Here is a 17,169-nt window from a genome sequence, read left to right as displayed (position 1 = left end):
GCGGACTGTGCTCCACCCCCATGGCGTTCGGTCATTCAACGCCGCTTTTCAGTCATCCATACCCAGGATTCATCGAACAGGTTCCTGATCCATGGCATTCATGAGGCCGTTCATCCCACTTGTCCCATGTACACCTCCGACCTCGTCCCTGAGCGACCTCAGCAGCTGCATTCCTCCGACCGTGGGTTCGGCCGCCCCGTCCATCATGTCGAGTGCCTCGGGCACGCCGTCCATGAATCCGGGCACCAGGAAGGAAAGTCCCACGCGTTCGTACGTGTCGGCCAGCAGCCCGGAAAAAGGGACCTTTATATTCCGCTTCCAGGGCAGCGTGTACTCCCAGGCCCCGTCCAGTGCGTAGAGATCCGTGATGTCCAGGAAAGCCCGCAGCCCTGCCCTTCGCAGACCGCGCATCAATTCGCGGGCGAGCGTCCGGGTGTCCCCGGTCATCATGATTCCGACGGTCCCGTAGCCGTGCGCGCGCTTCGTGTTCCGGCCGGCGACGAGCGGGGTCAGTGTGGTGAGGCCCTCCATGGCTTCCGACGCCTGTCGGGGCGAGGCCTGCTCCAGCAGCGCCCACGCCCTGCCGATGGCCCCGGTCCAGACCTCCGCGTCCGCCCGGCCCAGCCGGGGCGCGGCCGGGGCCTCGAAACAGTTCCGGTACGGGTCCAGGTCCTCGAGGGCGAACCGCGGTGCGCCCCGCACGGCGAAGTGCCGCACCGGGAGCCAGTCAGATCCGTCCTCCTCCCTCGGGACGGTCCGTTCGCCGCCGCCCTCCCGCCGGACCGAGAACCCTTCGTCGACGGCTCGTACCCGGACCCTGCCCGACTCGCCCGGCCCGGCGATCCGCAGCTCGCCGAGCGTGGGAAGGAAGAGCCTGCCGTCCCGGTAGTCCGCCGGCACCTCCAGGCCGAGACCGGACCGCACCGCCGCGGCCGCGACGTACGCCGACAGGCGCAGCGCCTGGCCGACGGCCTCGGGCCGTCCGGCGTGCAGCCCCTGCAGGACGTCCAGCAGCCAGGTGCGCGTGTACGCGTGCGCGAGGACGTGGTCGAGCCCGGCGGCTCCCTCGCCGGAGGACTCCAGAACGCCGGCGAGCCCCCATGCCTCGTCCCACCGGGCGCCGCCACGGCCGTCCAGCGCGTCATGGAGGCCGGCGAGGAGCGTGCGGGTCAGGTCGTGCTGCTCGGCGGCCAGTTCGTCCCGGTCGGCCAGCGCGGGGGCCACGGTGACGGAGCTCGTGCGCGCCTGGATCCCCCGTACCAGCGCGTCGAGATCGGCGCAGTAGACGGACGGATTGTCGAAGCCGTTCGCCGAGCGGTAGCGGTGGGTGTAGAGCCCGCCGCCGCACGACCGTACGACGGGGCACCGGTGGCACGTCTCGCTGACACCCGCCAGGCCGAGCTGCCGCGCCTGGACCCCGGGGTGGGCGGCGACGTCGTCGAAGGAGTGCGAGAACACGTCGAATCCGGTGGCCGCCGCACCCTCGTAGGCACTCTTGAGGGAGTCGACCTGCTCCAGCTGTCCGTCCGTCTCGACGACCACCAGATCCGTGGGGGCGAGCCCGAGGGACTCGGTGAGACTGGGGCCACCGCCCAGCGTGGAGAGCACCGAGGAGAACAGGCGGACCGGTACCGGGCCGCCCTCCTCCTGCCAGCGGTCGAAGACCGCGAGGAGCCAGTCGGCGTAGGCCGTGGGCGAACCGTCGGGCCGGGGCGGCGGCGCTTCCCATGTGGCGTGCGGGAGAAGGAAGTCGATGAGCGGGGGGTCGAGCGCGATCAGGGCGTCCAGCACGGCGTGCGGATCGTTCTCGATGTCGACGGTGCACAGGAGCCCGAGATCGAGATGGCGGTAGCGGTCCTGCCGGAGCAGTTCGACCGCCTTCAGAACCAGGGGGTGACTGCTGCGTCCGTCGGCGAAGCGCCGGTGCCGGTCGTTGGCCGCACGGTCGCCGTCCAGGGAGATGCCCACCTTGACGTCGAACTCGTCGAAGAGGTCCAGATACCGGGGGTTGAGCTGAAGGCCGTTGGTGTGGATCCGGAGGTCGAGGTCGGCGACACCCGACAGGGCGGAACCGAACTCCTCGCAGACGCGCCGCAGTCGGCGCGGGCCCGCCAGCAGAGGCTCCCCTCCGTGCAGGATCACTGTCACGGAGGGCAGTGCATGTGTCTTTGCGTGCTCAGCGAGGCGCTGTGCCGTTTTCGAAATGACATGATCAGAAACCGTCTTGGGCCGGGATCTCCAGCTCTGATCCGCATGTTCGTAGACATAGCAATGATCGCAGGCAAGGTCGCACCTGCTGTGAACCTTCAGCACGATTTCGCGGAACGGTACCGCGGGGCCTGTCATTCCACCACTCTAGTCCAGCGGCGCCAGGAATCCGACCGACGACTACAGTAGTCCATCGACCGAACGGGTGGAATTTTTACCGCTTTACGGCGCCACCGTCCTCGCTGCTCTTACAGCGCGGAGTTGAATGTCGAGATCTGTGTCGGGCGGCCGCCTGTCGTCGCGAGCACCCGGCCCATCTTCCTGGCTGCTGCACTGCCGGATACTTCGATCTTCGCAAGCGGCACACGACGCTTCGCGACAGCGAAGTTCGGGGTTGATTCGTAGGTCTTCACGGCCGTCCTCGATGGGCTCGTTCCGGACACGGAAACAGCACCGGCACCTGCACCATTGCAGTGTCCGGCGGCACGACTTTACTCTCATGACCCCGGTGTGCAACTCGACTCGTACCACAGCGACTCGAGCAATTCGCAGCACTACTCCAAATGGACCGGAACCCATTCACGCAGGAACCGGGGAGACCACCACATCGATTACAGGAGTGATCATGACGGCGATTCCCGGACCACTGCAGAGCATGGTCTTCAGGAGCGCTGATCTGCCCGCACTCTTCCATCACACCGACGCCGTCGCCGTCGCCCGCCGGCGTGAGGCGGTCAACACCACCCGCGGCCAGCTGGTCCTGCTCGTGCTGGGCACCGTGCCGGCTGCCCTGCCCTGGCGTGCCGAGGTCGGGGAGAGCTTCCAACTCCTCGATGGTATCGCGGTGTTGGCCTATCTCGGTGTCCTGATCACGACCTACCTCGGATCCCGGCGCAAAGCGAAGTCGCATTGGCAACTCAACCGCTCCGCAGCGGAGTTCATCAAGTCCAACTGCTGGCGTTACGCGGTCCACGGTTCGCCCTTCGACTCCGCCGTCCAGCACCCGGAGGCGGTGTTCGCCAGCCGGCTGGAGGAAGGGCTCCAGGAGCTGCGGAAGGTCGGGTGGGACGACCCGAGGGAGAAGATGGCGGACTCGGGCGGCGGTCTCATCACCGCGTCCATGCGGGAGTTACGGGACAAGGCCTTCACCGTACGCAAGGAGACGTACATCCGGGACCGGCTGATCGAGCAGCGGCGCTGGTACCGCAGGCGTCGGACGGTGTCGCGGCGCGGGGCGCTCGTCTGGTCGAGCACCGTCGCCGCACTGACGCTTCCGGCGCTGGTCCTCGCCGTGCTGCGGACCTTCGGCGGCGCCGGTTCGTTCGCTCTCACGGGGACGTTCTCCGCCGCCGCTGCCGCCTGCCTCGCCTGGAACGAGATGCGCCGTCATCACCCGCTGGTGACCGCGCACTCCCTGGTCGAGGAGGACCTGGAGAACATGCAGGCCGCGATGGAGACCACCCTCACCGAACGGCAGTGGGCCGCCGCCGTCTTCGAGACCGAGCGGATCGTCTCGCCCGAGCACACCGACTGGCTGGTCAGGCACCGGATGTGAGCCCGTCGGCTCAGCCGCGCTCCACCCCGTCGCGCCAGATGACGGTGACCGGCCGTCCGAGGCTGCGGGCGTACGTCACGATGTCGCCGGTGCCTCCGAGACCCCGCGCGGGCCGGCCGTCCCAGACCGCGAGCAGCCGGTCGCAGTGGTCGGCGATGTAGGCGCCCGCCGCGTAGTAGGCCTCGTCGGTGGAGTGCGGGAAGTCCAGCCTGACCTCTCGGGCGGCCCTCGCCTTGAGCGCCCGGTAGCGCTCGAGCTCCGCCTCGTCGGCGAAGCCCGCTTCGTAGTCCCCGCTGGGGATGACCGCGGTCAGCTCCGCGCCGTGTGCCAGTGCCAGGTCGGCGAAGAGCTGGTCGGCCCCGACCGCCAGGCTGGAGAGCGCCTCCAAGGAGCCGCCCCCGTGTCCGCACAGGGCTGCCCTCAGCCCTTCCAGCACATGCGCGTGGAGCTCCTGGGGGATGGAACGGTGACCGGTCACTCCGATGCGTTTCACGGACCTGGAACCCCCTGATGTCTGCGGGGGCTCCCGGAGGGCATGCCTCCGGGCGGGCACAGCGTCCGCCCCCCGTGGTGCCTCTGCGACCGACCGTCCTGACATCCTCTCAAAAGCCGCGGGCCGAACGGGAGCCCCCGCCGGGGTTCGGCGGGGGCTCACGGGAGTGCGGCGGTGCCCGACAGGGTCAGAACACGCTGACGCCGTACGCGCTCAGTGCTTCGGTGACCGGCTGGAAGAAGGTTGTCCCGCCGGAGGAGCAGTTGCCGCTGCCGCCCGAGGTGAGACCGATCGCCCGGGTGACCGAGTAGAGGGGGCCGCCGGAGTCGCCGGGCTCGGCGCACACATTGGTCCGGATCATGCCGTGGACGATGTCCCCGCTGCCGTAGTTGACCGTGGCGTTGAGGCCGGTGACGGAGCCGCTGTGGGTGCCTGTGGTGGAGCCCCGTCGGGTGACGGACATGCCGACGGTGGCGTCGGCCGCGCTCGTGATGTCCTGGCTGCCGACGGTGCCGGACTTGGTGACCGAGGTGTTGGTGTAGCGGACGATGCCGTAGTCGTTCGTCGGGAAGCTGGAGCCCGTGGTGGTTCCGAGCACCGTGGTGCGGGCCGAGTCGGACCACCAGGTGCCGGCGCCGTCGGTGCAGTGCCCGGCCGTCAGGAAGTAGTAGGTGCTGCCGCTGCGGACGTTGAAGCCCAGGGAACAGCGCCAGCTGGAGGCGTAGACGGCATCGCCGCCGGAGATGAGCTTGCTGATTCGTCCGGGGGTACGTTCGATGCGCAGGGCACCCGCGTTCGCCCCGGCGAACTCCTTGATCTTGTTGATCTCCGCCGGCGAGACGGTGCTGTCCGCGGTGACGACGAGCCGTCCGGTCGCCGGGTCGACGTTCCAGGCGGTGCCGGCGACATCGGCTTCGAGCACCGCCTCTCCGGCCGCGCTGAGCTGGTCGGCGCCGTACGTTCCGGCCTGGTCGGCGTTGGCCGCGGGGACGGCGAGGGCGGCGACGGCGACGAGGCCCGCGGTGACGGCCGTGACGCGGCCGCGTCTCGCCGTGCTGCCGTTGCGGGGGTTGGTGCGCTTGATCCTCACTTCTCGTTCCTCCCGAGGGGAATCAGGGGCCCGCCGTGTGGTGTGGCCGGACCCGTGAGGCGCGGTCGTGGGGCGCGGCGACGTTCCGGGAAGGCGTGCGGCTTCCGGATGCCTGGTGCTCCTGACGGGCGCTGCTCGGGAGTATCGGGCGCCTCGACGTGGCACACAAGGGTGCCTTTTCGGTCAATTGCCTGCTCCGGCCCCGGCCGCCTGGAGGCTGCCGGGGCCGGTTGGTACTGCTGGGGCCGGTTGGTACCGCTGAGTGGGGGACAGGTCAGCCGTCGATACGGTTCCGCTCCCCCGCCGGGACGGCCACCGTGAGGGTGTTGCCAGGGGGCGGGAAGGGGCAGATGAAGTGGTCGGCGAAGGCGCACGGCGGCAGCAGGGCGCGGTTGAGGTCGACCCGCACCCTGCCGTCCCCGTCGGGCGCCGGTGGCCGCAGGAAGCGGAAGCGGTAGCTGCCGTTCCCGCTGGTGGCGTCGGCGAAGACGGCCCAGAGCGACCCGTCGGGCTCCACCGCCACCTGGAGGGTGTGCTCGGCGCCGTCCAGGGTGAAGGCGATCTCGCCGGAGAGCCCCAGTCCCCGCTCGCGCCCGTCGGCGTTCCCGACACGGACGGTCCGGTCGGAGTCGTACGCCCGGAAGGTGCCGTCCAGCGACCACTTCGGGTCGTACGGGGTGGCGTCGATGGTGCGGAAGGCGTGGCGGGCCGGGGACTGCGGGTCGAAGTCCCGTACCGCCCACAGGCCCTCGCGGCTCAGCACGACCAGCCGGCGCTCCCCCTGCGCCACCCGGGAGGTGTCGATGGGGCCCCGGTCCGCGCCGAGGCGGATCTCGCCGGCCAGCGGCTTCGCGTCGACCGTCAGCCCGTCCTCGGGGCCGGCGGTGAGCACCACCTCACCTCCCTCCTCGCGCCACAGTCCGGGCACGGCCGGAATTCGACCCTCCGGATGGTCGGCGAGCCAGTGGGTGCCGGTGAGGGAGAGCGGGCCGTGCGGCGCGGCCACGGCGACGATGCGCCCCTCGTGCCAGCGCTGCCAGGCGTGGAACTCCTCGCTGTCCTGCTGTGCGTCCGTGCTCATGCGGTCAACCTTTCCACACGGGCTCGGCCAGGCCGAGGTGCGACCTCAGCGTGGAGCCGGTGTATTCGGAACGGAAGGCTCCGCGTTCCTGGAGGAGCGGGACGACCCGGTCGACGAAGTCGTCGAGGCCGCCCGGGGTGAGATGCGGTACGAGGATGAAGCCGTCGGCCGCGTCGGTGGTGACGAACTCCTCCAGTTCGGCGGCGACCGTCTCCGGGGAGCCGATGAAGGACTGCCGGGCCGTGGACTCGATGACCGTCTGGCGGATGGACAGCCCCTTGGCGTCCGACAGCGCCCGCCATTTCGCGGCGACGGAGAACGGGTCCGCGACCCGCACCCTTCCCTGGACCAGGTCCGAGTCGGGGTCCGGGTCGATGCCGGGCAGGGGGCCGTCGGGGTCGTACGAGGAGAGGTCGCGGCCCCAGACCTGCTCCAGGGCGAGGATGGCGTTCTGCGGGGAGACCTGCTGCCGGCGGATCTCGGCGGCCTTCTGCTGGGCCTCCGCGTCGGTGTCCCCCACGACGACGGTGACCCCTGGCATGATCTTCAGGTCGGCCGGGTCCCTGCCGTACTTCGCCAGCCGTGCCTTGACGTCGGCGTAGAAGATCCGTCCGGCCTCCAGGGTGCCGTGCCGGGTGAAGATGACATCGGCGGCGGACGCGGCGAATTCCCGGCCTTCGCCGGAGTCCCCGGCCTGGATGACGACGGGGTGCCCCTGGGGCGAGCGGGGGACGGTGAACTCCCCGGAGATGTCGAAGTGCTGCCCGGAATGGGAGAACGGCCGCGAGCTGCCGTCCGGCGTCCAGGAGTCCCACAACTCCCGTGCGGCGGCGACGAATTCAGCGGCGCGGGTGTACCGGTCGGCCCGGTCGAGGTAGCCGCCGCGGCGGAAGTTCTCGCCGGTGAACGCGTCGGACGAGGTCACCACGTTCCATGCGGCGCGGCCCGCGCTGAGGTGGTCGAGCGTCGCGAGGCGGCGGGCGAGTTCGTAGGGCTCGTTGAAGGTGGCGTTGACCGTGGCGGCGAGCCCGAGGCGGTCGGTGACGGCGGCCAGGGCGTTGAGGACGGTGAGGGATTCGGGTCGGCCCACCACGTCCAGGTCGTGGATACGGCCGTTGTGCTCCCGCAGCCGCAGCCCTTCCGCGAGGAAGAAGAAGTCGAACTTTCCGCGTTCGGCGGTCCTGGCCAGGTGCTCGAAGGAGGTGAAGTCGATCTGGCTACGGGAGCGGGGATCGGTCCACACGGTGGTGCTGTTGACGCCCGGGAAGTGGGCGGCGAGGTGCATCTGCTTCATGAAGTCCCCTCCGATGTGGTCCTCGCGAGCGTGTGACGGTTGGCCGGCCGGCCCAGGCCCAGGTGCTCGCGGAGTGTGCCGCCCGGGTAGAAGGTGCGGAACAGGCTGCGGTGCTGGAGCAGGGCCACGGTTCCGTTGACGATCCTTTCGAGGTCCCGCTCCGGTGTGATGGGAGTGAGGTGGAAGCCGTCCACCGCTCCGGCCCGGTGCCACTGGGTGATGAGTTCGGCGAGGTCCACCGGGCCGCCCCGGAAGTAGGTCCCCCGGCCGGCGAGCTGCGGGCCGCTCTCGAGCCCCGGTTCCGGTGCCGTCTCGGCGTCGCCGAGGTCGACGGTGAGGGCGACCAGGACCCGCAGGCTGTCGGGGTCCCTGCCGTGGGCCGCGGCACCGCGGCGCAGGTCCTCGCGGAGCGCGGCCGCCTGTTCGGGGGAGGTGGCCCGTACGTAGACGACGTCGGCGTACCGCGCGGCGGGCTCCCGGGCCGGGCCGCTCGTGCCGTCGATGACGGTGACGGGCCGGCCCTGCGGCGGCCGGGGCACGATGGCAGGGCCCCGGACCGAGAAGGTGCTGCCCTCGAAGTCGATGTAGTGCAGCTTGTCGCGGTCGATGAAGCGGCCGGTGGCGACGTCCCGGATCTCCGCGTCGTCCTCCCAGCTGTCCCACAGCCGTGCCCCGGCGTCGGCGACGTCCCCGGCCTCCTGCCACAGCGCGGTGGCGGGTGCGGCGGTGCGGCGGCCGAACAGCCGGGCCTCGGCCTCGGTCGTCGACACGTCCGCCTGCCAGCCGGCCCGGCCCTTGCTGACCCAGTCGAGGGTGGCGACGGCGGACGAGACGTGGAAGGGCTCGGTGTGGGTCGTGGTGACGGTCGGCACGAGGCCGATCCGGGTGGTGGCCGGTGCGACGCGGGCCAGCACGGCGAGCGCGTCCGGGCCGGGGCGGGCGAAGGAGTCGCTCAGGGTGACGAAGTCGAGCGCGCCCCGTTCGGCGAGGCGGGCGAGTGTGACGTGGGAGCCGGCGTCGTAGCGCGGCGGGCCGCCGATCTCGGCGGCGAGGTGGAGTGGCCTGGTGACGGACATGCGGGACCTCTCGGGTCAGTTCTCGGTCTTGGGGAGGCCGGGCGGGTTGATCTCCGACTTCTCGACGGCCTCGTCGGACAGGCCCCAGCGCTTGAGCACCTCGGCGTAGGAGCCGTCCTGGATGATGTGGTCGATCGCCGCGCCGTACGCCTCCGCCAGGCCGCTGTCCTTCTTCGTGGTGGCGGCGATCTTCCCCTGGATGCCGTCACCGCCGCCGGAGAGCGTGCCGACGATCTCGGACTGTCCGGCTGACGCCACGTGGTAGTTGGCCGAAGGGCTCGGGCCGAGGTAGGCGTCGATGCGGCCCGACTGGAGGGCCAGGTAGTAGTCGGTGTCCTTCTGGAAGTACGTGATCTCCACCGGCTTCCGCCCGGCCTTGACGTTCGCCTCGCTCCACTCGACGAGGATCTTCTCCTGGTTGGTACCGGAGGCGACGGAGATCGTCCTGCCCGCCACGTCGGCCGGGCCCTTCACCTTCCAGCCGGATCCCTTCTTGGCCTCGAAGGCGATGTTGTCGAGCCGGTAGGTCGCGAAGTCGTACTTCTCCTTGCGCTCCTCCGTCACCGTGACGTTGGAGAGGACGCCGTCGAACTTGGAGCTGTCGAGACCGACGAAGAGGTTCTCCCAGGAGACCTGCTCGAACTCCGGCTTCAGTCCCAGCGTGTCGGCGATCAGGGTCGCGAGGTCGATCTCGCTGCCGATCCGCGTCTTGTCGTCGGTCGCGTAGAAGCCGAGCGGTGGTGAGGCGTCGGCGCTCGCGCCCAGCCGGAGCGTGCCGCGCTCACGGACGGCGGCGGGCACCTCGGCGGCGATGGCGTCCACCTTCTTGCCTCTGATCCGGTTCTGGTCGGGGCCGATGTTGATGCCGGTGTCCTTCTCCCCCTTCGGGCGGATCACGTCCTCTGCCGCGTCACTGCCGCCGCACGCGGTGAGCAGCCCGGCGGCGGTGAGGGTGGCGAGGGCGACGGTGAGGGCGCGGCGGACGGACACGTGGCTGCTCCTTGACTGCGGGGACATGGCTCAGAGGACCTTGGAGAGGAAAGCGCGGGTGCGCTCCTGGACAGGACGGTCGAGTACGTCGGCGGGCGGGCCCTGCTCGACGATCCGTCCCTCGTCCATGAAGACGACGGTGTCGGCGACCTCGCGGGCGAAGCCGATCTCGTGCGTGACGACGATCATCGTGGTGCCCCCGTGGGCCAGGTCCTTGATGACGTCGAGGACCTCACCGACGAGCTCGGGGTCGAGCGCCGATGTCGGCTCGTCGAAGAGCAGCAGTTTCGGTTCCAGTGCGAGGGCGCGGGCGATCGCGACGCGCTGTTGCTGGCCTCCGGAGAGCTGCTTGGGGTAGGTGCCGGCCTTGTCGGCGAGCCCGACACGGGCCAGCAGCTTCTCCGCCGCGGCGACGGCGTCCTTGCGAGGGCGGCCGAGGGCGGCGACCGGGGCCTCGATGACGTTCTCGAGGACGGTGAGGTGCGGGAAGAGGTTGAAGTTCTGGAAGACGAAGCCGATCCGGGTGCGCTGACGCAGGACCTCACGCTCGCGCAGTTCGTACAGCTTGTTGCCGGATCTGCGGTAGCCGACCAGGGTGCCGTCGACGCTGATCCAGCCCTGGTCGACCTTCTCCAGGTGGTTGATGGTGCGCAGCAGGGTGGATTTCCCCGACCCGGAGGGGCCGAGGACGACAGTGACCTCTCCCGCGCGTACGGACAGGTCGATGCCGCGGAGCACCTCGAGCGAGCCGAAGCTCTTGTGTACGGACCGGATCTCGACCATGGCGTCGGAGCCGGTGGTTCGTTCTGCCGGTGCGCTCATCGCACGGCCCCCTTGGCGTAGTGACGTTCGACGTAGTGCTGGAGGACGGAGAGCACGGTGGTCAGGAGGATGTACCAGACCGTGGCGACCATGAGCAGGGGCACCACCCGGCCGTTGCGTCCGTAGACGACCTGGACCTGGTAGAAGAGTTCGCCGATCGCCATGACGGAGACGATCGAGGTGCCTTTGAAGAGGGAGATGATCTCGTTGGCGGCGTTCGGCAGGATGGAGCGCATCGCCTGCGGCAGCACGATGCGCCGCAGCTGCCGGAGCCGGGGGATCCCGAGCGCGGCCGCCGCTTCCAACTGGCCGCTGTCCACCGCCAGTACGCCGCCCCGGACGATCTCCGCGGCGTACGCCGCCTGGTGCAGGGCGAGCCCGAGGACGGCGGCGCTCATCGCGCCGACGAGGTTCATCGTGTCGAAGGAGACGAATCCGGGCCCGAACGGGATGCCGAACTCGAGCTCCTTGTAGAGGTACGCCAGGTTGAACCAGAACAGCAGCTGGACGATGAGCGGGATCGAGCGGAACGCCCAGATGTACGCGTAGGAGACCGCCCTGAGGAACGGGCTGGCGGACAACCGCATGAAGGCCAGGACGATGCCGAGCGCGAAGCCGACGACCGTGCCGTAGAAGGTCAGTTGCAGGGTGACCCAGACGGCGTGGAGGATCGTCTCGGTGGTGACGAAGCGGGCGAAGACATCCCATTCCCAGCCGGGGTTGGTGATCAGGCCGTTCAGGAACTGGGCGAGCAGGACGACCGTGGCCGCGACGGCCACCCAGCGCCAGGGATGGCGCACGGGGACGACTTTCAGAGCCGCGTACGCGTCGACGGCCGACTGTTCTTCGGCGACGGCGGTGCGGGCCGGTGGGTGGAGGGGTGGATCGCTGGTCAGCGACATGGTGGAGGTTCCTTCTGCGACAGGGGTACGAAGAGGGGCCGCGCTCACGCGGTGAGGCGGTCCCGACAGGAGAGGTCGCGCAGGAACGCGAGCGCCGCACGCGCGGTGGCGTCGTTCTGCCGGAAGGCCGGACCGCCGGTGCGCGGCCGGGTGAAGGCGCCGGCGGCGCGTGCGGTGGTGTGGGGGCCGAGGGCGAAACGGCGCGGGTGGGCGCGGCCGTCACGGTCCAGGATCCGGCCGTCGGCGGGGTCGACGGAGAGCAGCCCCGCGCCGGTGCCGGCCGCGCCGTCCTCGTACAGTCCGCTCACCAGCGCGCTGCGGGTCCGGCGCAGCGAGGCGTCGGGCAACCTCGCCTCGACCAGGGCGCGGGCCTCGGTGGAGGCACCGGGCACGGTGACACTGCGGGCGCGGAAGACGCCTTGCTCCTCGTCGGACTCGACGGTCATGCCGGCGCCGAGGAAGCGGACGACCCCGGCCCGCGAGAGGGCGAGGAGCTGGCGCAGCCTGAAGCCCGGCGGCCCGGAGGCGAGGTAGCTGAAGAAACCGTGCCACCGCTCGCCGGTGTCCCCGACGGGGATCAACTGCCCGTAGACGGACAGCAGTCCGAGAAACACGGCGAGGTCGTGGCTGTGCCGGGGGTCGTGCCTGCGGTCGAGGTCGGCGGTGATGTAGGCCCGCAGCCCGTCCTGCAGCGCGTCGTAGGAGGCATGGCGTACGCCGTCGAGGGGATGGTCCAGGGCGTCGAGGTCGAGCCGGTCGGCCGGGTCGGGGACGGCGGAGGCGACGAGGGCCGCGAGTTCGGGGCTGCCCGGATCGGCGACGGCGTACTTCTCCTCGAAGTCGCCCCGGTCCACCGCGGTGCGCTCCGGGTGGGCGGTGAAGAGCCGGTGGTAGTGGGCGTGGCCCAGCTCCTTGGTGATCAGCGGCCACAGGTCGCGCCGGAAGTCCACGGGGCCCGGGCGGTTCAGTATCTCCTCCACCTGGGCAGGTCCGAAGTGCTGTGGCAGGGGCGGCCGTTCGCCCTGCCAGGGGTAGCCGATCTTGGAGTGGTACGGAACGCCCCGCCGCGATCCGACGTACAGGACGGGTTCGCGGCCGGAGGGGATGTAGACCCCGTTCTCGTGGCGTCCGCCGCGCCCCTCGGTGAGCAGCGCCATCAGGTCGATGAAGGCGAGACCGAAGCCGCGTACGAGGACGGGGGCGCCGCCCGGCAGAGCCGTGAGGTCGGTGTCCGCGGTGAAGTCGGGCGGCAGGTGGACCAGGCCGTGTCGTGCGGCGAAGGCCGCCAACTCCGCCTGCTCCGCATCGGGTTCGGCGTCGAGGTGGCCGACGGTCAGAACGACGAGGTCAGCGACGAGCGGTTCGGCGCGCCCCTGGATCAGGACGTGCTGCCGGCCGTCGCGTGGACCCGAGACGCGCAGGGCCACGCCCGTGTGTTCGTGGACGGTGATGGCGGGCGGGAGCGCGGCGAGCGCCTGCTCGTACACCCAGCGCAGATAGGCGCTCTGCAGTCGCCGGCTGGGGAAGTCCTGGGCGCCGAGGCCGTGGATCTCCTCCAGGACCGCGGGAGTGGCGTCGATGACGGCCCGTCCCTCGCGGACGTCCTCGGCCCAGGTGTGCAGGGCGGGCCCCGGGCTCACCGGGCCGTCCAGCTGGACCGTGTCGTCGGTGAACATGGTGACGTCCTCGGCCATGGAGTTCATCCGGAGCAGCGGGGACTGGTCCTGTCTCCAGATCCGGCCGCCGCCCGGCGGGTAGGGGTCGACGAGGTGGATGTCCAGAGGCCGCTCCCCGTACAGCTCGGCGGCGTTGGCGGCTATCCGCTCGATGACGCCGGTGCCGCGCGGTCCGGCGCCGATGACGACGAGTACCGGTGCGGAGCTCATCGTGCGACCGCCGTGCCGCGGGCGTAGTGGCGTTCGACGTAGTACTGCCCGATGGACAGGAGCGAGGTGACGGCCACGTACCAGAGGGTGGCGACCAGCAGCAGCGGGATGACCTCGTAGGTGCGGTGGTAGACGAGCTGCACGGAGTACAGCAGGTCCTGCACGGCGATGATGCTGACGATCGAGGTGCCCTTCAGCGTCCCGATCAGCATGTTCCCCGCGGGCGGGACGATGGAGCGCATGGCCTGCGGCAGCACGATGCGCCGGAGCCGGCGCCAGGGCCGGAGCCCGAGCGACTGGGCGGCCTCCAGCTGTCCGCGTTCGACGGAGAGGATGCCGCCGCGGACCACCTCGGCGGCGTACGCGGCCTCGTGGAGCGTGAGGCCGATGACGGCGACGGCGACCGGGCCGAGGAGGTTGACCGTGTCGACGCCCAGGATCGTCGGGTAGAGGGCGCCGATGTTGAACCAGAACAGCAGCTGGACCAGGATCGGTGTCGACCTGAACAACCAGATGTAGCCCCAGCTCACCGCCTGGAGCACCCGGTTCCCGGAGAGCCTGAACACCGCCAGCAGGGTGCCGAGGGCGAAACCGAGCACCATGACGAGGCCGGTGAGCCACAGGGTGAGGCCGAGGCCCCGCAGCACCGACTCGGTCGTCAGGTACGCGCCGACGACGTCCCACTGGAAGGCGTCGTTGCGGACGACGGAGACCAGGACGCCGGCGAGGAGGAGCAGGACGACGACGGCCGCCGCCCACTGGCCGGTTCGGCGTACGGGGACGATGCGCGGGACGGGTTCATCGGTGCGCTTGCCCGGGGCGGGAGGTGACGGGGCATGGGTTTCTGTCTGCGCGGACATGCGAAGGCTCCGTGGATGCAGAGATCGAACACGGGGCGTGCCTTCAGTGCCGGACACAACGTGGACCGGGCCCCTCAGCGCCGGTCCGCTACTGAGAAAAGCGCCACCCGGGGCTGTTGTCAAGCTTGTCCGGAGTGTGAGCCGTACGTCTCAGCTCGGTTGACGCGCAACCGGATGCCTGTTCCACTTGGGCCATGTATTCGCAGCTGTGGCTGGTCACCCGCTCCCACATCGACTTCGGTCGCGTGTGGTCCTGTTCCTGTTGAGCTGACCCCCTGCGTCTCCGTTCCTCCCGCTCGCGCCCCTGTCGGCGCTCGAGCGGTTTCCCCCGCGTTCCTTCACGTACACAACATCGCTCGGCCCTCCCCTCGTACAGCTGATCTCCAGCCCCGACGCCCCGTGCTGCCCAGGCACCGGAGCGCGGTCGACGAACCCGGAGAAACTCCGTCATGCCCCGAACCCGGCAGACCTCTGCTTTCGCACTGATCACCGTGGCCGCCCTCTCGCTCACCGCATGCGGATCGGGTGACCCCGCGGCCGCACCGGCCGGAGCGTCCTCGGTCAAGGGGAGGACTCCGACGACCGATGTGGTCTCGTCGGTGAAGAAGAACGACGAGGCGGCGAAGCTGCTGCCCGCGAAGGTGCGCGACTCGGGCGCGCTCTCCCTCGCCTCCAGCGTCGGCGCTCCGCCCGGGGCCTTCTACCAGGAGGACGGCAAGACACTCGCGGGCGCCGACATCGACTTCGCGGACGCGGTGGCCAAGGCGCTCGGGCTGGAGCTGAAGCGGGAGGTCGCCTCGTTCGAGGCGATCCTGCCGGCCCTCGGCAGCGGCAAGTACGACCTGGGCACCGGCAACTTCGGGGTGACCGAGGAGCGCCGGAAGACGATCGACTTCGTGACGTACATCAACGACGGGCAGGGGTTCGCCGTCCGTGACGACAGCGACCTGAAGAAGGTCACCGACCTCACGCAGCTCTGCGGCCTGACCGTCGGCACCGGCGCCGGGACCACCTTCGAGGCGACCCTGGAGGAGAACAAGCACCGGTGCGCCGACGCCGGCAAGAAGGCGTACGAGGTCAAGACGTACGCCGACCAGGCCGCCGTCTGGATCTCGCTCCAGCAGGGCCGCAGCGACGTCCTGATGTCGACGATCAACGGACTGCGCTACGCCGTCACCCAGCAGGAGGGGCTGCGCTTCCTCAACGAGTACAAGCGCCTCGACGTCGGCTTCGCCTTCAAGAAGGGCACCCCGCTGGCACCCGCCTTCCAGGCCGCGGTCAACGGTCTCAAGGCCGACGGGACCTACGACCGCATCCTGAAGAAGTGGGGCACCTCCGAGTCGGCGATCCGGACGTCGCAGATCTCGCCGCCCGAGATCAAGTGAGTGCGGCGGGCGCGGCCGCCTGACCATGTGTCAGCAGTCGCATCCGCAGTCACAGCCGTCACAGCAGTTGCCGCATTTGTCACAGCAGCTGCAGCACTCGCCGCAGCCCTCGCACCAGTCACCGCAGCTGTTGTTGCGGCAGATCCCTTCTTGCTCCTGGCCGCTCCACGGGTCGTGGTAGCTGTTGGCACAGCACATCTGGCACGTGCAGGCGAGGCCGGCCCAGACCAGACAGCCGGCTATGAGGCCACGCCGGTTGCGGGGCGGCTCCGGCGGGAGCGGCGGTCCGGGCGGGCCGCCGGGCGTCGGCGCGTACGGGTTGCCGGGCTGCGGGCCGAAGGCCCCCGAGGGCTGACCGTCCCCCTGGTGCGAGCACGACGTGGAACCGAAGGCCCGGTCGACGGACCGCCGCAGCTCGTGGACCAGGAGCACGTGCGCGAGTGTGCCGTCGGTGAACTCCGCGTCCCGCATCGCCAGGCGCACACCGTGCAGCGCGTCGTCACACAGGCGGCGGGCCTCGGCGAGCGGTGTACCGGTCGCGGCCAGCGGGTTCCAGGCACCCGACGCGGCGTCAGCTTCGCGGTCCTCCACGGCATCCAGCAGGTGGGCGAGCCGCCCGAAGAGCCGCCCTGCCTCGGCGAGCGGTACGGCGTTCTGCGGCTTGCCCGCGAGCAGGGCGGTGTGCGCGAAGGCCGCGGCCGTGGCCGTCTCGGTGGGTTCGGTGACCGTCAGGAGCGGGGTGCCCGGACCGGCGAGGGACTCGATGCCGGTCTGCCGGTCGACGGCGTCGACCAGGACCGCCGTGTCGAAGCCGAGCTCGGCGCCGGTACGCGCTCCGGCCCTGTCCCAGCCCGCGGCGACCCGGCGTGCCGCGGCGGCCACCGGGCGTCGCTTCAACAGCCCGTCGCGGTCGGCCACATGGTCACGTACCTTCGCGGACGCCAGCACGAGCGACACGGCGGCGGCGAGCCGGGCCCCCTCGCCGCGGGCGACCGGAGCCGTCCGCATCGAGCGCAGCGGGCAGGGGCCCGCGGTGCGCCGCAGGCCGGCGGAGCGTTCGGACTGAGCCTCCGTCAGGACCGAGACGATCAGGCCGTCGTAGTTCGTGACGACGCGGGCGAACTGCCCGTGGTCCGCGCGAAGAGCGAGACAGAGACCGCAGAGATGAGCCATCCACTCCGTCTTGAGTCCTTCGGACAGCCGATGGGTACATGGCCTCACGATTCCGAACACGACGATCCCCCGGGAACTGTTCATCTGATGGGTCGCGCCCGTGCACCGGCGCGCGCCGTGCATCGTATCGAGCAATCCGTTCACCCGTACGCGCCCCATGTCACCCGTACGGAGGGGAGCATCATATTTTCCTTCCGCAAGCCCCCTTATGCGGTAGGAACCCTGACGAATCGCCACATCTTCTGCACCAGTAGCGTCACGAATCGCCTACTCGACGCCTATCCCCTTGGCGCTGCGTCCGCTTCATGGTCGACCATAGGGATAGGAAAGAGATACGGAACACCAACGAACCGC

At 70.2% G+C, this 17,169-nt stretch carries 15 protein-coding genes; 2 read left to right on the top strand and 13 right to left on the bottom strand.

The features are described from left to right. Positions 1–69: 69 nt before the first annotated feature. Together fxsBH and fxsA are read right to left on the bottom strand one after the other, a co-directional pair. Positions 70–2,346 (bottom strand): radical SAM/SPASM protein FxsBH, inactivated beta-hydroxylase extension form, encoded by a 2,277-nt coding sequence (gene fxsBH, locus ACFYQ5_RS26595; RefSeq protein ID WP_389201077.1) that lies wholly within the window; start codon positions 2,344–2,346, stop codon positions 70–72. Between the two features lie 110 nt (positions 2,347–2,456). Beyond that, entirely contained in the window at positions 2,457–2,621 is a 165-nt protein-coding gene (gene fxsA, locus ACFYQ5_RS26590; RefSeq protein ID WP_389201075.1) for an FxSxx-COOH cyclophane-containing RiPP peptide, read from the bottom strand. 212 nt (positions 2,622–2,833) lie between these two features. On the opposite strand from fxsA, the gene ACFYQ5_RS26585 reads away from it, so the two are divergent. Next, positions 2,834–3,763 (top strand): DUF4231 domain-containing protein, encoded by a 930-nt coding sequence (locus tag ACFYQ5_RS26585; protein WP_389201074.1) that lies wholly within the window; start codon positions 2,834–2,836, stop codon positions 3,761–3,763. A 10-nt stretch (positions 3,764–3,773) separates the two neighbouring features. Here the strand turns inward: ACFYQ5_RS26585 and ACFYQ5_RS26580 are convergent, their stop codons facing one another. The 10 genes from ACFYQ5_RS26580 to ACFYQ5_RS26535 all read right to left on the bottom strand — a co-directional run bounded on the left by ACFYQ5_RS26580 (position 3,774) and on the right by ACFYQ5_RS26535 (position 14,257). Further along, entirely contained in the window at positions 3,774–4,256 is a 483-nt protein-coding gene (locus ACFYQ5_RS26580; RefSeq protein WP_389201072.1) for a hypothetical protein, read from the bottom strand. A 187-nt stretch (positions 4,257–4,443) separates the two neighbouring features. Further along, positions 4,444–5,346 carry a S1 family peptidase gene (locus ACFYQ5_RS26575; protein ID WP_389201069.1) on the bottom strand — a complete coding sequence of 301 codons (903 nt, stop codon included), beginning with the start codon at positions 5,344–5,346 and terminating at the stop codon, positions 4,444–4,446. Between the two features lie 274 nt (positions 5,347–5,620). Next, the gene (locus tag ACFYQ5_RS26570) at positions 5,621–6,427 is read right to left on the bottom strand and encodes a DUF1684 domain-containing protein (RefSeq protein ID WP_389201067.1); all 807 of its coding nucleotides are present in this window, start codon (positions 6,425–6,427) and stop codon (positions 5,621–5,623) included. A 4-nt stretch (positions 6,428–6,431) separates the two neighbouring features. Continuing rightward, entirely contained in the window at positions 6,432–7,721 is a 1,290-nt protein-coding gene (locus tag ACFYQ5_RS26565) for an NtaA/DmoA family FMN-dependent monooxygenase (RefSeq protein WP_389201066.1), read from the bottom strand. Next, the gene (locus ACFYQ5_RS26560; RefSeq protein WP_389201064.1) at positions 7,718–8,797 is read right to left on the bottom strand and encodes an LLM class flavin-dependent oxidoreductase; all 1,080 of its coding nucleotides are present in this window, start codon (positions 8,795–8,797) and stop codon (positions 7,718–7,720) included. Before ACFYQ5_RS26560 ends, ACFYQ5_RS26565 begins: the two co-directional genes overlap by 4 nt. A gap of 15 nt (positions 8,798–8,812) precedes the next feature. Further along, positions 8,813–9,787, bottom strand: a complete 975-nt coding sequence (locus ACFYQ5_RS26555) for an ABC transporter substrate-binding protein (RefSeq protein WP_389201062.1) — start codon at positions 9,785–9,787, stop codon at positions 8,813–8,815. 30 nt (positions 9,788–9,817) lie between these two features. Continuing rightward, complete coding sequence (locus tag ACFYQ5_RS26550; protein WP_389201220.1) at positions 9,818–10,570, bottom strand: amino acid ABC transporter ATP-binding protein; 753 nt, start codon at positions 10,568–10,570, stop codon at positions 9,818–9,820. Between the two features lie 35 nt (positions 10,571–10,605). Next, the gene (locus ACFYQ5_RS26545) at positions 10,606–11,511 is read right to left on the bottom strand and encodes an amino acid ABC transporter permease (protein ID WP_389201060.1); all 906 of its coding nucleotides are present in this window, start codon (positions 11,509–11,511) and stop codon (positions 10,606–10,608) included. 44 nt (positions 11,512–11,555) lie between these two features. Next, positions 11,556–13,397, bottom strand: coding sequence for an FAD/NAD(P)-binding protein (locus ACFYQ5_RS26540; protein WP_389201059.1), 1,842 nt, complete (start codon positions 13,395–13,397; stop codon positions 11,556–11,558). After that, on the bottom strand, positions 13,394–14,257 hold the full coding sequence (locus ACFYQ5_RS26535; protein ID WP_389201057.1) for an amino acid ABC transporter permease: 864 nt from the start codon (positions 14,255–14,257) through the stop codon (positions 13,394–13,396). Before ACFYQ5_RS26535 ends, ACFYQ5_RS26540 begins: the two co-directional genes overlap by 4 nt. Positions 14,258–14,706: 449 nt before the next feature. Between ACFYQ5_RS26535 and ACFYQ5_RS26530 the strand changes: the two genes are divergently transcribed. Next, positions 14,707–15,642, top strand: a complete 936-nt coding sequence (locus tag ACFYQ5_RS26530) for an ABC transporter substrate-binding protein (RefSeq protein WP_389201055.1) — start codon at positions 14,707–14,709, stop codon at positions 15,640–15,642. A 30-nt stretch (positions 15,643–15,672) separates the two neighbouring features. On the opposite strand, the gene ACFYQ5_RS26525 is transcribed toward ACFYQ5_RS26530, so the two are convergent. Next, positions 15,673–16,899 carry a DUF5685 family protein gene (locus tag ACFYQ5_RS26525; protein ID WP_389201053.1) on the bottom strand — a complete coding sequence of 409 codons (1,227 nt, stop codon included), beginning with the start codon at positions 16,897–16,899 and terminating at the stop codon, positions 15,673–15,675. Positions 16,900–17,169: the final 270 nt, after the last annotated feature.

This window comes from Streptomyces sp. NPDC005794 (assembly GCF_042871445.1).
Taxonomy (GTDB): domain Bacteria; phylum Actinomycetota; class Actinomycetes; order Streptomycetales; family Streptomycetaceae; genus Streptomyces.
The sequence above is the reverse complement of the archived record's forward strand: the minus strand, read 5'-3'. Positions and strand labels throughout refer to the sequence as shown.

Excerpts from the sequence above, each read along its gene's own strand:
- fxsBH (WP_389201077.1), bottom strand. The coding sequence starts at position 2,346 with ATGACAGGCCCCGCGGTACCGTTCCGCGAAATCGTGCTGAAGGTTCAC.
- ACFYQ5_RS26585 (WP_389201074.1), top strand. The coding sequence starts at position 2,834 with ATGACGGCGATTCCCGGACCACTGCAGAGCATGGTCTTCAGGAGCGCT.
- ACFYQ5_RS26570 (WP_389201067.1), bottom strand. The coding sequence starts at position 6,427 with ATGAGCACGGACGCACAGCAGGACAGCGAGGAGTTCCACGCCTGGCAG.
- ACFYQ5_RS26565 (WP_389201066.1), bottom strand. The coding sequence starts at position 7,721 with ATGAAGCAGATGCACCTCGCCGCCCACTTCCCGGGCGTCAACAGCACC.
- ACFYQ5_RS26560 (WP_389201064.1), bottom strand. The coding sequence starts at position 8,797 with ATGTCCGTCACCAGGCCACTCCACCTCGCCGCCGAGATCGGCGGCCCG.
- ACFYQ5_RS26550 (WP_389201220.1), bottom strand. The coding sequence starts at position 10,570 with ATGGTCGAGATCCGGTCCGTACACAAGAGCTTCGGCTCGCTCGAGGTG.
- ACFYQ5_RS26545 (WP_389201060.1), bottom strand. The coding sequence starts at position 11,511 with ATGTCGCTGACCAGCGATCCACCCCTCCACCCACCGGCCCGCACCGCC.
- ACFYQ5_RS26540 (WP_389201059.1), bottom strand. The coding sequence starts at position 13,397 with ATGAGCTCCGCACCGGTACTCGTCGTCATCGGCGCCGGACCGCGCGGC.
- ACFYQ5_RS26535 (WP_389201057.1), bottom strand. The coding sequence starts at position 14,257 with ATGTCCGCGCAGACAGAAACCCATGCCCCGTCACCTCCCGCCCCGGGC.
- ACFYQ5_RS26530 (WP_389201055.1), top strand. The coding sequence starts at position 14,707 with ATGCCCCGAACCCGGCAGACCTCTGCTTTCGCACTGATCACCGTGGCC.
- ACFYQ5_RS26525 (WP_389201053.1), bottom strand. The coding sequence starts at position 16,899 with ATGAACAGTTCCCGGGGGATCGTCGTGTTCGGAATCGTGAGGCCATGT.